Source organism: Flavobacterium sp. Root901 (assembly GCF_001429765.1).
Taxonomy (GTDB): domain Bacteria; phylum Bacteroidota; class Bacteroidia; order Flavobacteriales; family Flavobacteriaceae; genus Flavobacterium.
On the sequence record NZ_LMJB01000007.1, the window covers coordinates 299,365 to 313,647 of the forward strand.

11 protein-coding genes are annotated in these 14,283 nt (G+C 35.3%); 6 read left to right on the forward strand and 5 right to left on the reverse strand.

Annotation, left to right across the window (positions count from 1 at the left end):
- The first annotated feature begins 47 nt into the window (after positions 1-47).
- The 4 genes from ASE21_RS14545 (at position 48) to ASE21_RS14560 (ending at position 6,702) form a co-directional block, all read left to right on the forward strand.
- Positions 48-2,468 carry a glycoside hydrolase family 2 protein gene (locus ASE21_RS14545; RefSeq protein WP_057123412.1) on the forward strand — a complete coding sequence of 807 codons (2,421 nt, stop codon included), beginning with the start codon at positions 48-50 and terminating at the stop codon, positions 2,466-2,468.
- Between the two features lie 70 nt (positions 2,469-2,538).
- Positions 2,539-4,353, forward strand: coding sequence for a glycoside hydrolase family 2 protein (locus tag ASE21_RS14550; protein WP_057123413.1), 1,815 nt, complete (start codon positions 2,539-2,541; stop codon positions 4,351-4,353).
- Positions 4,354-4,611: 258 nt separating this feature from the next.
- Entirely contained in the window at positions 4,612-5,175 is a 564-nt protein-coding gene (locus ASE21_RS14555) for a DUF2911 domain-containing protein (protein WP_057123414.1), read from the forward strand.
- Positions 5,176-5,298: 123 nt separating this feature from the next.
- The gene (locus ASE21_RS14560; RefSeq protein ID WP_057123415.1) at positions 5,299-6,702 is read left to right on the forward strand and encodes a serine hydrolase domain-containing protein; all 1,404 of its coding nucleotides are present in this window, start codon (positions 5,299-5,301) and stop codon (positions 6,700-6,702) included.
- Positions 6,703-6,768: 66 nt separating this feature from the next.
- On the opposite strand, the gene ASE21_RS14565 is transcribed toward ASE21_RS14560, so the two are convergent.
- The 3 genes from ASE21_RS14565 to ASE21_RS14575 are packed head-to-tail and all read right to left on the reverse strand — an operon-like array spanning position 6,769 to position 10,584.
- Entirely contained in the window at positions 6,769-8,961 is a 2,193-nt protein-coding gene (locus tag ASE21_RS14565) for a xanthine dehydrogenase family protein molybdopterin-binding subunit (RefSeq protein WP_057123416.1), read from the reverse strand.
- 7 nt (positions 8,962-8,968) lie between these two features.
- On the reverse strand, positions 8,969-9,949 hold the full coding sequence (locus ASE21_RS14570; protein ID WP_057123417.1) for an FAD binding domain-containing protein: 981 nt from the start codon (positions 9,947-9,949) through the stop codon (positions 8,969-8,971).
- On the reverse strand, positions 9,946-10,584 hold the full coding sequence (locus tag ASE21_RS14575) for a 2Fe-2S iron-sulfur cluster-binding protein (RefSeq protein ID WP_057123418.1): 639 nt from the start codon (positions 10,582-10,584) through the stop codon (positions 9,946-9,948). The genes ASE21_RS14570 and ASE21_RS14575 overlap by 4 nt, the downstream gene beginning before the upstream one ends.
- A gap of 284 nt (positions 10,585-10,868) precedes the next feature.
- Here ASE21_RS14575 and ASE21_RS14580 point away from each other — a divergent pair, with 284 nt between their 5' ends.
- Entirely contained in the window at positions 10,869-12,005 is a 1,137-nt protein-coding gene (locus ASE21_RS14580; protein ID WP_057123419.1) for a cysteine desulfurase family protein, read from the forward strand.
- Between the two features lie 64 nt (positions 12,006-12,069).
- Here the strand turns inward: ASE21_RS14580 and ASE21_RS14585 are convergent, their stop codons facing one another.
- Together ASE21_RS14585 and ASE21_RS14590 are read right to left on the reverse strand one after the other, a co-directional pair.
- Positions 12,070-12,672: an NTP transferase domain-containing protein gene (locus tag ASE21_RS14585; RefSeq protein ID WP_242410281.1), complete on the reverse strand. Its 603-nt coding sequence runs from the start codon at positions 12,670-12,672 to the stop codon at positions 12,070-12,072.
- 1 nt (position 12,673) lies between these two features.
- Positions 12,674-13,795, reverse strand: a complete 1,122-nt coding sequence (locus ASE21_RS14590; protein ID WP_242410282.1) for an XdhC family protein — start codon at positions 13,793-13,795, stop codon at positions 12,674-12,676.
- A 137-nt stretch (positions 13,796-13,932) separates the two neighbouring features.
- Between ASE21_RS14590 and ASE21_RS14595 the strand changes: the two genes are divergently transcribed.
- Positions 13,933-14,265, forward strand: coding sequence for a YegP family protein (locus tag ASE21_RS14595; RefSeq protein WP_057123422.1), 333 nt, complete (start codon positions 13,933-13,935; stop codon positions 14,263-14,265).
- Positions 14,266-14,283 lie beyond the last annotated feature (18 nt).

Here is a 14,283-nt window from a genome sequence, read left to right on the forward strand (position 1 = left end):
CAGCCTCAGAACCTTAAAATCTTAGAACCTCAGAACCTAAAAAAATTATGAAGAATTCCCTGTATCAACACAATACATTTTCAATTTTTGCGCTTTTTGTTTTTTTTCAGATTTGTCTGAGCAGCAGTTTTGCTCAGACAAAGATGAATATTAATGACAATTGGCTTTATCTTGAAAATCATACTTCAAATCTCAGTGAAGCACAAAAAGCCACAAACTGGATTACTTTAAATCTGCCGCACACCTGGAACGCCGAAGATGCAACCGATTTATATCCGGGCTACCGACGCGATGCAAGCTGGTATCAAAAAAAAATAAATATTTCGAATATTGATAAAAACAAAGTTTACAGTTTATATTTTGAAGGTTCAAATGTTACGACCAAAGTGTATGTGAATGGAAAAGAAGCCGGCGGCCATATTGGCGGTTATATTGGTTTTTCCATAGACATTACAAACTTTATTACAGAAGGAAACAATGATATTTTTGTTCGCGTAGACAACAGTTATGACATTGAAATTATTCCGTCTCAAAAAAGTGATTTTTTTATTTACGGAGGAATTACGCGCGATGTCTGGCTGGTTTCAAAATACAAAAATCATATTGAAAGCCTGAGAATAACAACTCCTGAAGTTTCGGCAAAAAAAGCTTCTGTACAAATTATTTCTTCTTTTGTAAATGCCGATAATTCAAAAGACTTATCCTTAACCGTAACTTTAAAAAATCCGAAAGGAAAAAAAATAGCGAGTAAAAAGATTTCTGTTTTAGACAAAACTGCAGTAATTAGTTTTGAAAACATCAAAAATCCGGAACTTTGGGATACCGACAATCCAAATTTATATAGGATAACAGCCGTTTTATCAGAAAAAAACCAAATTAGGGACAGCGTTTCTGAAAAAACAGGTTTCAGATGGTTTGAGTTTAAAGATCACGGGCCTTTTTATTTAAACGGAAAACGCTTATTGATTCGCGGCACACATCGTCATGAAGAACAAGCCGGAGTTGGCGCTGCAATGAGCAACGAACAGCATTGGGCAGACATGAAATCCATTAAAAATATGGGTGCCAATTTTGTTCGCTTAGCCCATTATCCGCAGGATCCTGAAGTTTATAAAGCCTGCGATGAACTCGGACTTTTGGTTTGGGACGAACTGCCCTGGTGCCGCGGCGGAATTGGCGATGAACTCTGGCAGACGAATACTAAAAACATGCTCAGGGAAATCATCAATCAAAATTACAATCATCCAAGTATTATAATCTGGTCGCTTGGAAACGAAATGAACTGGCTTCCTGATTTTCCTGATGGAGACAATACCGAAAAAACAAATGTCTTTTTAACTGAATTAAATGACATTGCCCACAAACTGGATCCAAACAGAAAAACAGCAATTAGAAAATATTATGAAGGTTCTCATATTGTAGATGTCTTCTCCCCTTCTATCTGGTCTGGCTGGTATTCCGGAAGTTACAAAAGCTATCAAAAAGCAATTGATGTTTACAAAAAAGAATACAAACACTTCATTCATGCCGAATATGGCGGAGACAGTCATGTTGGGCGCCACAGCGAAAATCCGGTAACAGGAGAAAATGTTATAAAAGCAGAAGGCTGGGAAGAAGCAATTGTACAGACGAAAGTAGCCAATATTGCCCAAATTGGTGACTGGAGCGAAAATTATATCGTTGATTTATTTGACTGGCATCTGCATATATCAGAGAATGATCCGGAGTTCGTGGGGAATGTTCAATGGGCATTTAAGGATTTTGCAACGCCTTTACGTCCGGAAGATGATATTCCGTACATGAACCAAAAAGGACTCGTAGACCGAAACGGAAACCCTAAAGATGCGTATTATGTTTTTAAAAGTTACTGGTCAAAAGAACCGTTTACCTATATCGAATCGCATACGTGGACACAAAGACAGGGACCTGAAAATTTGCCAAGAACAATAAGCGTATTTAGTAATTGTGAGAAGGTTACGTTATTTCATGACGGAAAATCTCTTGGAGAAAAACAAAGAAATCTTTCGCTATATCCTGCAAATGGTTTAACTTGGGATGTTAATTTTAGAAAAGGAGATAATATTTTACTTGCAATTGGTAAAGATAAAAACGGCAGAACTGTTTCTGATACTCTAAAAGTTAATTATCGCTTTTCGAAAAACGATACGGCTTCGTCTTTGCAATTATCCTCAGAAAAATTAAAAAATGGACATTATCTGATTACAGCAATTGCAATTGACAATAACAATTTACGCTGTCTGGATTATGAAGAAAATGTTTATTTTCAATGTTTGAAAGGCGGAAAAACGTTGAAAAATCAAGGCACACCAACTGGAAGCGAATCGATAAAAATGGCAAACGGAAAAGCATCGATTGAAGTTATTCCGGATGGTTCCGGCAGTCCGATTGAAATGACCGCGCTAAACCAGAGTTTTAAAGGAGAATATTTAAAAATCCCGGTTAACTAAAAAAGCGCGTTGTTTGATTATGAAGCATTCTTTGCAATTAAAAATGAATATAAAAAACAAAATATAAAAAATGAAAAAAATCCTGACATTACTATTCCTGACAACCTTTTTTGCCGGACAGGCACAAGGCTTAATCTCAAATGTTCCAAACCGAAATACAACTTCTTTAAACGGAGTGTGGAATTACATTGTGGACCCTTATGAAACTGGTTATTACAGTTTTCACCATGATGTTTACGACAAACAGGAAAAAGCTCCAAAAGCAGCATATTATAGTAATTATCATGCCCAAAACAAACAGGAACTGGTAGAATACGATTTTGATAAATCTCCAAAAATTAATATTCCGGGCGACTGGACATCGCAGGTTCCGGAATTGAAATATTACGAAGGGACAGTTTGGTTCAAAAAATCTTTCGATTATAATCTAAAAGAAAACAAACGCCTTTTTGTCTATTTGGGAGCAATCAATTACAAAGCCGATGTTTATTTAAACGGAAAGAAATTAGGACATCATGAAGGTGGTTTTACGCCATTCAATTACGAAGTAACTTCGATTGTACAGCCAAAAGACAATTATTTGGTCATAAAAGTTGACAATACACGTCATAAAGAAGATGTTCCAACTATTAATACCGATTGGTGGAATTACGGCGGTATTACGCGTGACGTTACTTTAATTGAAGAAGATGCTTCGTTTGTTGAAGATTATACCATACAGTTAAAAAAGAATAACAATGCCTTAATATCAGGTTTTATTAAAGTTAATAATCTAAATCCGGCTCAAAATCAGGCTTCGGTTTCGATTCCGGAATTAAAAATCAATTACAAAGGAAAAATTGGTGCTGACGGAATTTTAAATTTTGAAATTCCAGCCAAAAAGATTTCCTACTGGGCTCCGGAAAACCCAAAATTATATGATGTTACTATCGATTTTAACGGACAAAAATTAAACGATAAAATTGGTTTCAGAACTATTGAAACAAAAGAAGATAAAATTTTATTAAACGGAAAACCTATATTTTTAAGAGGAATTTCTATTCACGAAGAAAATGCAAAAGGCGGACGTGCTAATTCTCAGGAAGATGCTCTGCGTTTATTAAACTGGGCAAAAGAACTGGGCTGTAATTATGTTAGATTAGCACATTATCCTCATAATGAAAACATTATCAGAGAAGCAGACAAAATGGGATTAATGGTTTGGGAAGAGATTCCGGTTTACTGGACTGTTGAATTCACTAATAAAAATACCTATCAAAATGCCGAAGATCAATTGACAGCCGCCATAACAAGAGATAAAAACAGAGCTTGTATTGTGATTTGGTCAATGGCAAATGAAACACCAATTTCTGATGCGCGAAATGCCTTTATTAAAAAATTAGTCGATCATACTAAAACTTTAGACAACACAAGACTGATTAGTGCAGCTTTATTAACCCAAAGTGATGCAGAAGGATTTGGAACCATAAATGATGCAATTGGTGATTATTTAGATATTATTTCTTTTAATCAATATTTAGGCTGGTATGGCGGAAAACTGGAAGATGCTGAGAAAATCTTATGGAAAACCAAATACAATAAACCTGTAATTGTTTCTGAATTTGGAGGTGATGCCAAACAAGGATTACATGGAGAAAAAAACGAACGCTGGACAGAGGAATTTCAGGAATATCTTTATATCCAAAACTTAAAAATGATTGAAAAAATCCCGCATTTAAGCGGTTTAAGTCCGTGGATTTTAGTTGATTTCAGATCGCCAAGAAGGCTACTTCCAGGAATTCAGGATGAATATAACCGTAAAGGATTAATCTCAAACGACGGAAATAAAAAGAAAGCTTTTTATATCATGCAGAATTGGTATGCAAAGAAGAAACAAGAAAATTAAAATCATTCTTTAGCCTCAGATAACTTGATCATGTTTTCAACTTAATACAACATATATCTGTAGAGACGCACTGCAGTGCGTCTACGTCACGTATATTTCAACATGTTAGACGCACTGCAGTGCGTGTCTCTACGGTAATAAAATGACAAAAAAGAATAAACGCCATTAGCAATTCATTAACAAAAAACAGGCTGTAAATTATATGATTTTTCTTCATTATTAACTTACTTTGTAGTAAAACCTAAAAATTGTAATCCTATGAAAAAATTATGTTTATTAGCAGTAGTTTTATTTGCTGCTATTTCAGTTCAGGCTCAGGATGTAGTCAAATTTGCTCCGTTAGATGCCAGTCCTGTTGATATTTCTTATTTCCCAAATAAAGCGGTTAAATTCAAAAAAACAGACAATCCAAATCCGGTTATTAAAGTTGTTTATTCCAGACCTTCAGTAAAAGGAAGAACTATTTTTGGAGATTTAACTAAGTTTGGGGAAGTCTGGAGAGTTGGCGCTAATGAAAACACTGAAATCAAATTTTACAAAGCAGTAACAATTGATGGCAAAAACATTCCAGCTGGAACTTACAGCTTATTTGCTATTCCTGAAAAAGATAAATGGACAATTATTATCAATAAGGAACTGGATTTATGGGGTGCTTATCCTTATGATGAAAGTAAAGATATTGTGAGAGTTTCTGTTCCTGTAAAACCGGTTTCTACTGTAATCGAAGCTTTGTCAATTGCTTTTACAGCACAAGGCAATATAGCTAATCTAGTTATTGGATGGGATAAAACAACTGTTGAGCTTCCAATTACGGTTAAATAATTGTTTACGATTATAAACTACATACAAAGAGACACTAATTTAAGTTAAGTGTCTCTTTTTTTTGCTTTTATTTGAGTCAATTATACCATAACTAACTATTAACTAACTAACCACAACAAAAGAATGAAAAAAAACATCTTATTATTATTGTTTTTATTGCCCGCTCTCTGCGGCTATTCCCAGCAAAAATTTAAAATCACATACGAACAATTAAAGGAGTACGAAGGTATTTATGAATATGAAAATAATACCACACTCCAAATTGCCGCATCGCCAAAAGATACTATTTTATATGCTATAATCAATGAAAGCAAGTATTCATTAAAACCTCAGGAAAAAGATATTTTCCTGAATATGTCAAAAGAAAAAGTAACTTTTATCAGAAATAATACTGCAGCGATTACAGGTTATACCGCTGATGGAAAAACCTTCAAATTGATTAGCAAAAAAGTCTTTTTCCCACAAGAAATCTGGTATCCAAGGCTTAATGCTTCTAAAGATTATAAATATGTATATCAGCAGCCTAAAAAAGATCTTGATGGTTTAATAACTGGAAATCTTGATCAGTCTGGTCTGGACAAAGCATTATTAAATGAAATGATGCGAAAAATTGTTGATGGCACTTATCCTAATGTACACAGCGTTTTAATTATTAAAGATGGAAAACTGGTTTTCGAAGAATACTTTTATGAGTACAACAAAACCAAACTTCATGAAATTCGTTCGGCTACAAAAAGTTTTGTCTCGGCACTTACAGGAATTGCTATAGATAAGGGATTTATCAAAAGTAAAAATGAAACGGTACTTTCTTATTTTCCTGATTATACGTTTAAAAACCTTACTTCAGACAAAAGGCAGATTACGATTGAAAATCTTTTAACCAATCAAAGCGGGCTTGATTGTGATGTGAGCAATCCAAAGTCTGTTGGGAATGAAACTACTATGAACTATTCTAATGACTGGATACAATTTATACTAGATCTTCCGATGACTGATGTACCGGGCGGCAAAGGAATGTATTGTTCTGGAAATCCTATAACATTAGGAAAAATTATTGAACGGGCAACAAAAATGCCTTTACCTGAATTTGCTAAACAGACTCTTTTTAAAGATTTAGGCATTAAAAATTTTAAATGGAATTTTAAACCCGATGCATCAAGTGCCGAAACTTTTTGTCAGCTGTATTTGAATTCAAGAGATATGGCAAAATTAGGAATGCTGTATCTTAATAAAGGTCTTTGGAACGGGAAACAAGTAATATCTAAAGATTGGGTTCAGGAATCTTTAACGAAACATTCTGTTGTTCAAGGTGTGAATTATGGTTATTTATGGTGGATAAAATACCTGAATGTTGATGGTGTTCGATATAACGGAAAAGCTGCACAAGGTAATGGGGGCCAAAAAATTTACATTTGGGAAGACCAAAATATGATAACTGTTATTACAGGCGGAAATTATAACTCACAATCACCAAGCGATGAATTGATTCAAAAATATATTCTTCCTTCTTTTAATAAAAAACAGTAATGAAATATTAGTTGTAAATGGTTAATTGTAAATTTTAGCTGGTAATTAACCATTTACAACTAATAATTAAACAATTATTTTATCCAGTGTAATTGGCAAATCTCGTACACGTTTTCCGGTTGCATTAAAAACAGCATTTGCAATTGCTGGAGCCATGCCTACCAAAGCCGTTTCACCAAGACCTTTTGTTCCCATCGGGTTGCTGATTGGGTCTTTTTTATTGACAAAGAAAACTTCCTGTTTTTCAATATCGGCATTTACGGGAACATGATAATCGGCAAAATTGTTATTGATTGGACGTCCAAAACGATGATCTATTTCCAAAGCTTCCATTAATCCCATTCCGATTCCTCCTACTGCACCGCCATACATTTGTCCGGCAGAAGTTTTCTGGCTGATAACCGTTCCGATATCGGCACAGGAAACAACATGCGCCAATCGTATTTTACCCAAATTCGGATTCACCAATACTTTTACAAAATGTACAGAAAAAGAATAAATAGAATATTTCTTCGCTTCTTCTGCCGCTTTTGATTGATTTTCGACTTCTAATCCTTCTAATTTATTTGTACTGAGTAAAGAAGTTAAAGCAACCGTTTTAGAATTATCATTTTTGGCAGAAATTATTCCATTTGAAAAACTCAAATCCGTAACAGGAATTCCTTTAAAAGATGGATTTTCTGCTGCTAATCCTAATACTTTACTTATCAATAAACCGCAGGCATCGTGCACTGCAGAACCTACAGAAGAAGTTGTCGCAGATCCGCCTTGTGTTGGTCCTTTCGGGAGTCCGCTTTTTCCCATTTCAATAATAACATTTTCAACTGGTAAACCTGTTATTTCGGCACCAATTGCTGTCATCATTGTTGCAGTTCCGGGTCCCATATCGTTTACGCTGCATTGCAAGACCAAATTTCCGTCTGGTAAAAATTTTGCTTTTACCGAAGTAGGGCTTCTGTAACAGCCAAAAGTTCCCGTTCCCATTCCGTAGCCTACAAGCCAGTTTCCTTCTTTAACAGATCCGGGTTCATTTTTACGATTTTTCCAGCCAATGCGTTCCATTCCGCCTTCGTAACATTCCAAAAGATATTTACTGCTCCATGGTTTATTTTGTTCCAAATCTTTCTCTGCATAATTCAGCTTTCGAAATTCAATTGGATCCATATTTAATTTATACGCCATTTCATCCATTGCAGATTCGAGCGCAAAAGAACCCGTTGCTTCACCCGGACCGCGCATCCAGATCGGAGTACAGGTATCTAAAGGCACAATTCTGTAACGTGTTGAAACATTTTCGCAGTCATAAATAAATCGGGACATGTTTACGGTTCCTTCCATAAAATCTTCATAACTTGAAGTCATCGCCACGGCTTCATGAGTTAAACCAGTTAGTTTTCCGGCTTTTGTGGCACCTAATCCCATTTTTTGAATAGTATAAGGTCTAAAACCAACATTCGTAAACATCTGCTCGCGATGTAAAACTAATTTTACGGGACGATTTAATTTTTTGGCTCCTATTAATGCCGCAATTTCATACGGCCAGGTATGCAGTCCCATTCCAAATGCACCTCCAAGATACTCAGAGTGCACTTCTACATCTGCTGCAGGAACCCCAAAAACCTCAGCAACGCTTTTTCGTGTGCCTTCAACTCCTTGGCTTTTAGTATATAAAATGGGTTTATTTCCTTCCCATTTAGCGATGATGTTGGCCAATTCCATTGGGTTATGAACTTCTGTCGGAATTGTATATTCTGTTTCTAAAACAACTTCTGCATTTTTATAACCGTCATGAATTCCACGATGGTAATCATTTCCTTTATCAGTTTCGACTTTTTTCTCTTTATCGGCAGCTTTTTTGAGTTCTGTTGAATGTTCTTCCTTAAAATAATCGGCTTTGATTAAACTCGCTGCATACTGCATACGCTCAAAAGTATCGGCAATAACCAATGCAATGGGCTGATCGTAATATAAAACCGAATCATCCTTAAAAATCTGCAGCGGCTGGCCAAAATTATGTTTGTCTTTTGCTTTTTGATATCCAGCAGGTTTATCTACATTTAAGTGCGTAATAACCGCCAGAACTCCCGGCGCCCATTCTGCTTTTTTGGTATCGATGGTTTTAATTCTTCCTTTCGCAATTGTACTTCCGACTAAACAAGCGTAAACCACACCAGGCGTTTTATATTCGGCAGAATAAGTTGCTGATCCTGTTACTTTAGCAAATCCGTCAACTCTATTAATATTACTTGTCTTGCTCATAATTCAATTATTTTGATGCTGCTATTGTAAGTGCTTCTGTTATTGCATTTGGTGCCAATGTTAATTTAAAATCGTTGTCGCCATAACTTCTTGCACCTTTCATGGATAAATTTGCCGCTTGTTTAAAAATTTCTTCTGAAACTGTTTTTCCTTTCAAAAATTCTTCAGCTTCAGTTAATCTCCAGGGTTTATGTGCCACTCCGCCCATTGCGAGTCTGACATCATTAATAACATTATTTTTGAGATCTAATGCTGCTGCAACCGAAACTAATGCAAATGCATAACTCGTTCTGTCGCGAACTTTTAGATAATGAACATTTTTAGTAAAATTATTATCCGGAATTTCGATTGAAGTTATCAATTCTTTATTTTCCAAAGTATTGTCTTTCTCAGGCGTATTTCCCGGAAGACGATGAAAATCTGTAAATTTAATTTGTCTTTTGCCTTTTGGCCCTTCTACTAAAACATTGGCATCTAAAGCTGCTAATGCCACACACATATCACTTGGATGAACGGCAATACAACTATCTGAAGCACCAAAAATGGCATGCATTCTGTTTGCACCGCCAATAGCTCCGCAGCCGCTTTTTGGACTTCTTTTATTGCACGGCATATCGGTATTATAAAAATATGAACAGCGTGTTTTTTGAAGCATATTTCCTCCAACCGTTGCCATATGGCGGATTTGCTGTGAAGCTCCCGCCGCTAAAGCCAAAGACAGTAAAGGATGCTTTTCTTTTATTGCAGCGTCTTCGGCAACCTGACTGTTTTTTGCCAATGCACCAATAGAAACTTTTCCGGTGAGAAATTCTATTTTGTTTAAATCTAATCCGTTGATGTCTATTAATTTATCCGGTGCAGTAACATTTTTTTTCATTAAATCAACCAGATTTGTTCCTCCGGCAATAAACATGGCCGAACTTTCTTTGCTGATATTACTTACTGCTGAACCTGATGATAAGGCTCTGATTATTTGGAAATTTTTCATAGTTCCTTCCCTCCTTCCTTAACTTCTGTTATAGCATCAACAATATTATGATAAGCGCCGCATCGGCAGATATTTCCGCTCATGTATTCTCTTATTTCTTCGCGGCTGCCGGCATGACCTTCTTTTATACAGGCAATCCCAGACATGATCTGTCCCGGCGTACAATAACCGCACTGAAAACCGTCATGTTTAATAAAAGCTTCCTGCATTGGATGCAGTTTTTTTCCTTTTGAAAGTCCTTCGATAGTCGTAACCTGAGCATTTTGCTGCATGGCTGCCAAAGTAAGGCAAGATAATACTCTTGTTCCGTTTACGTGTACCGTACAGGCTCCGCACTGACCATGGTCACAGCCTTTTTTTGTACCTGTAAGTTGTAATTGCTCTCTTAACAAGTCAAGTAAAGTAGTTCTTGGCTCAATATTAAGAGTTTGTTTTTTACCATTTACTTCAATAGAAAGCGGCACTGTTTCTAAATATTCAGCAATTTTTTCATCCCATTTATTCTCTGAAGCCATTACCAACGAAGGAGGTGTCAGGGCAAGAGCGGTCAAAAGTCCTGATTTTTTTATAAAGTCACGGCGGGAATTTGAGTCGTTCTCCGTTACTTTATTCGGATCTGTTTTTTTAGAAGCCATTCTATCTATCTTTTTAATTAGGAAAATCTCTTGGGTATTCTAACAAATTTAACAATCTTAATTCACAAAAAGTTATGAAATTCAAACATTCTGCTTATTTAGAATAATTACATTTTTGATATTTTAATTGCAAACAGTCAAATATAAAATACAAGTTTCCAAATATTTACCACTCTGACTTTGCAAAATTTGTGCTAATGGCGATAATTAAAACGAAAAAACTTTGTGCGCTTTGTGCCTTAAAAAACAACAAAATTGTATTTTTACTTGATTAAGTTTTAATTATGCCAAATCAGCCAAATATTTATCTGGACAATAATGCGACAACCCGAATTGATGAACGGGTTTTAGAAGCAATGCTTCCTTATTTTACAGATTTATATGCCAATTCTACAAGTCAGCATATCGCAGGATTAACCGTAAATGAAGCTGTAGAAAATGCTGCCTGGCAGACCGCCGGTTTAATCAATGCTGATGCGGAAGAAATCATCTTTACTTCTGGCGCAACAGAAGCAATTAATTTGGCAATTAAAGGGTTGGTCAATCAGGATCGAAAACATATCATCACATTGGTTACAGAACATAAAGCCGTACTGGAAACCTGCGATTTTATGAAAAGTAATGGTTTCGAAATAAGCTATTTGCCTGTTAATCCCGATGGTCTTTTAGATCTTAACCTTTTAAATGAATCAATTACAGATAAAACACTGGTTTTCATTGCAATGCTTTCAAATAATGAAACAGGTGTCATACAAAATGTCAGTGAAATTTCTGAAATTCTTAAAAGCAAAAATGTTCTTTTTATGTGTGATGCAACTCAGGCTGTCGGAAAAATTACAGTTGATGTAAAAACTTTGGGAATTGATCTTTTGACGTTGTCTGCACATAAATTCTATGGCCCAAAAGGTATTGGCGCTTTATATGTTTCGGCAAAAGCCAGATTAAAATTGCTTCCTCAGATTTCCGGCGGAGGACAGCAGCGAAAATTAAGAAGCGGTACACTAAATGTTCCCGGAATTATCGGTTTAGGTAAAGCATCGGAAATAGCTCTGAATGAATTAGAAAGAAATAAAAAAAACATAAAAATATTACGGGACAAACTGGAAAACAGTTTGCTCCAATTTGAAGGTTCATTTGTAAATGGAAATGTTGAAAACCGAATTTATAATACTTCGAATATTTGTTTTCCATGTGTAAATTCAGAAAAACTTATTATGGCTTTGGGAAATATTTTAGTTTCAAATGGTGCTTCCTGCTCATCTGTCACTTCTGAGGCTTCTCATGTTTTAAAAGCAATGGGTTTATCGGATGAAAAAGCCTTGAGTTCGATCCGCTTTAGTTTAGGCAGATTTAATACTTTGGAAGAAATTGATATTGCTGTTGAAAAAGTTTTGGATCTGGCGAAGAAATTAAAAGTTTAAATTTAATCTACAGTTTTTTTATTTCTCAAATAAGACTCACAATAACAAAAAGCATTATTTTCATCTAAGAAATTAGTTTTTCGTAATCCTCTTCTGTATCAATATCGATGTTCCCTTTTTCGAATAAAACCGGAACAGTATCATCCAAATACTTTTTAATGATTTTTTTTGCTCCTCCCTGTCCTTTTAGTTCCAGTAACTCACCAAAATACTTTTTATCAAACAAAACCGGGGTTCCCAAAGTTTCAGAATAAGCAGAAGCTATAATGCCTTTTGAGGTTTTATAAGATTTGCCGATTAAATTCTCAAAAACTAAAGCTGATACAAATGGCTGATCACAGACTGCAAAAATGCATTGTTCACAATCTTCATTCAATTTCAATAATTCTGATAATCCTTTTGCGATTGACGATGACATTCCGCTTTCCCAATCAGGATTTTTGCAAATATTTATTGCTGTTGAATTTATCTCTTTTTCAATAATTTCGTGATTGGCGCCTGATACTACAATTATAAATGAATTGGACACTTTTAGCGCTTCAGAGATCGTGTTTTTTAAAAGTGTTGAATCTTTGTATCTCAATAACTGTTTTGGTCTTCCTAAGCGCGAAGAATTGCCTGCAGCCAAAATTACAATACCCGTTTTATTTTGAGATTTATTTTTCATCCTAAATTTCATCATGAATTTTACCCTGCTTATATTTCAAAGAAAATCCAGATTTTTGAGTTGAAAAAGCTTTAATTTCAGATACAATCGACAAGGCTATTTCTTCTGATGTTTCTGCACCGATATTTAAACCAATCGGGCTGTAAATGCTTTTTAATTGCTCTTCCGTTACATTGATTCCTTCATTTTCAAGGTCATTAATCATTTGATTTAATTTGCTTTTTGGACCCAGAATACCCAAATACTGGCAGTCAGTTTCCAAAAGTAATTTTAAAACTGCCAGATCGTATTTGTAATTGTGCGTCATGAGCACAAAATACGTTTGATTATCAATTACAATATCGTCTGTAAATTGTTCGGGTTTTACAACTCTGATTTTATCTGCTTCCGGAAAACGTTTTTCAGTTGCATGTGTTGCACGGCCGTCGCCTATAGTAATTTTCCATCCTAATATTGAAGCCATTTTTACCAAAGGCTTTACATCGTTTCCTGCGCCGGCTATAATAAGTGCAATGGGCGGATTAATGTATTCCAATAAAGCTTCGTTATCGTTTTGAAGTTTTTTTATAATGGATGCCTTAGTTTTCAGCACTTCTTCTGCATCAGAAATTAAATCTAAAAATTCATTATTAGGATTTAAAACCGGAGTTTTTTCTCTAAAAAATAAAGTGGTTCCTATTTGCAAAGCATTTCTTTTTTGGGAAAAAACAGTTCCAATTACGGCTTCTTTTCTTTCTAATTCTAATTGCTGTAAAAGCTGTATTGGGTTGTCTGGCACCTCATCATCAATATATTCAAATAAAATATGAACGATTCCATTGCAGCCAAGCTGTAAACCAAGTTCTACATCATCTTCATTATTAGTATTGTACGTAATTAATTTATTTTGTTTTTGATGAATCGAAAGAAGCGCTTTACGGAGTGCATCGCCTTCCAGACAACCGCCGCTTATAGCGCCGGTTAGTTCACCGTCTTCGGTAACCAGCATTCGTGCTCCGGGCTGGCGGTAAGATGAACCTTCAACTTTGACAACGGTTGCCAAAGCCGTCTTTTTTTCTGCGGTTTTTGCTTCTGAATATGCTTTTAAGATTTCGCTGATTTCCTTCATAAAATAAATGTACATCAAAAGCTTTTTAACTCCAAAAAAATATACTTAACAAATTCTAAACGATTATTTTTTAAATGTGAGGTTTTTTGTATTCTCAAGTTTTGTATTTTTATCAATAGCAAAATATTTATAGTTAACTTAAACAAAAACTAATGGGAAAATTTGTAATCACTAAAAGAACCAATGGTGAATTTCAATTTAATTTGAAAGCCGGTAATGGCCAGACAATTTTAACAAGTGAAGGCTATTCAACAAAAGCTGCTGCTTTGAGCGGAATTGAATCTGTCAAAACAAACTCGCAGGATGACAGCCGCTATGACAGAAAAGAATCTGCCAGCGGAAAACCTCATTTTAACTTAAAAGCCGGTAATGGACAAATTATTGGTTCGAGCGAAATGTACGAAAGCGTTTCTGCAAGAGAAGGCGGAATCGAGTCTGTAAAAAAGAATGCTCCTGATGCAGATACTGATGATCAGTCATCATAAAAATGCAAACATATAAAT

What these genes read in the sequence shown, in the direction of transcription:
- ASE21_RS14560 (WP_057123415.1), top strand. Translation starts at nt 5,299, where the DNA reads ATGAAAAAAAACATCTTATTATTATTGTTTTTATTGCCCGCTCTCTGC.
- ASE21_RS14545 (WP_057123412.1), top strand. Translation starts at nt 48, where the DNA reads ATGAAGAATTCCCTGTATCAACACAATACATTTTCAATTTTTGCGCTT.
- ASE21_RS14575 (WP_057123418.1), bottom strand. Translation starts at nt 10,584, where the DNA reads ATGGCTTCTAAAAAAACAGATCCGAATAAAGTAACGGAGAACGACTCA.
- ASE21_RS14565 (WP_057123416.1), bottom strand. Translation starts at nt 8,961, where the DNA reads ATGAGCAAGACAAGTAATATTAATAGAGTTGACGGATTTGCTAAAGTA.
- ASE21_RS14570 (WP_057123417.1), bottom strand. Translation starts at nt 9,949, where the DNA reads ATGAAAAATTTCCAAATAATCAGAGCCTTATCATCAGGTTCAGCAGTA.
- ASE21_RS14580 (WP_057123419.1), top strand. Translation starts at nt 10,869, where the DNA reads ATGCCAAATCAGCCAAATATTTATCTGGACAATAATGCGACAACCCGA.
- ASE21_RS14590 (WP_242410282.1), bottom strand. Translation starts at nt 13,795, where the DNA reads ATGTACATTTATTTTATGAAGGAAATCAGCGAAATCTTAAAAGCATAT.
- ASE21_RS14585 (WP_242410281.1), bottom strand. Translation starts at nt 12,672, where the DNA reads ATGAAAAATAAATCTCAAAATAAAACGGGTATTGTAATTTTGGCTGCA.
- ASE21_RS14595 (WP_057123422.1), top strand. Translation starts at nt 13,933, where the DNA reads ATGGGAAAATTTGTAATCACTAAAAGAACCAATGGTGAATTTCAATTT.
- ASE21_RS14555 (WP_057123414.1), top strand. Translation starts at nt 4,612, where the DNA reads ATGAAAAAATTATGTTTATTAGCAGTAGTTTTATTTGCTGCTATTTCA.
- ASE21_RS14550 (WP_057123413.1), top strand. Translation starts at nt 2,539, where the DNA reads ATGAAAAAAATCCTGACATTACTATTCCTGACAACCTTTTTTGCCGGA.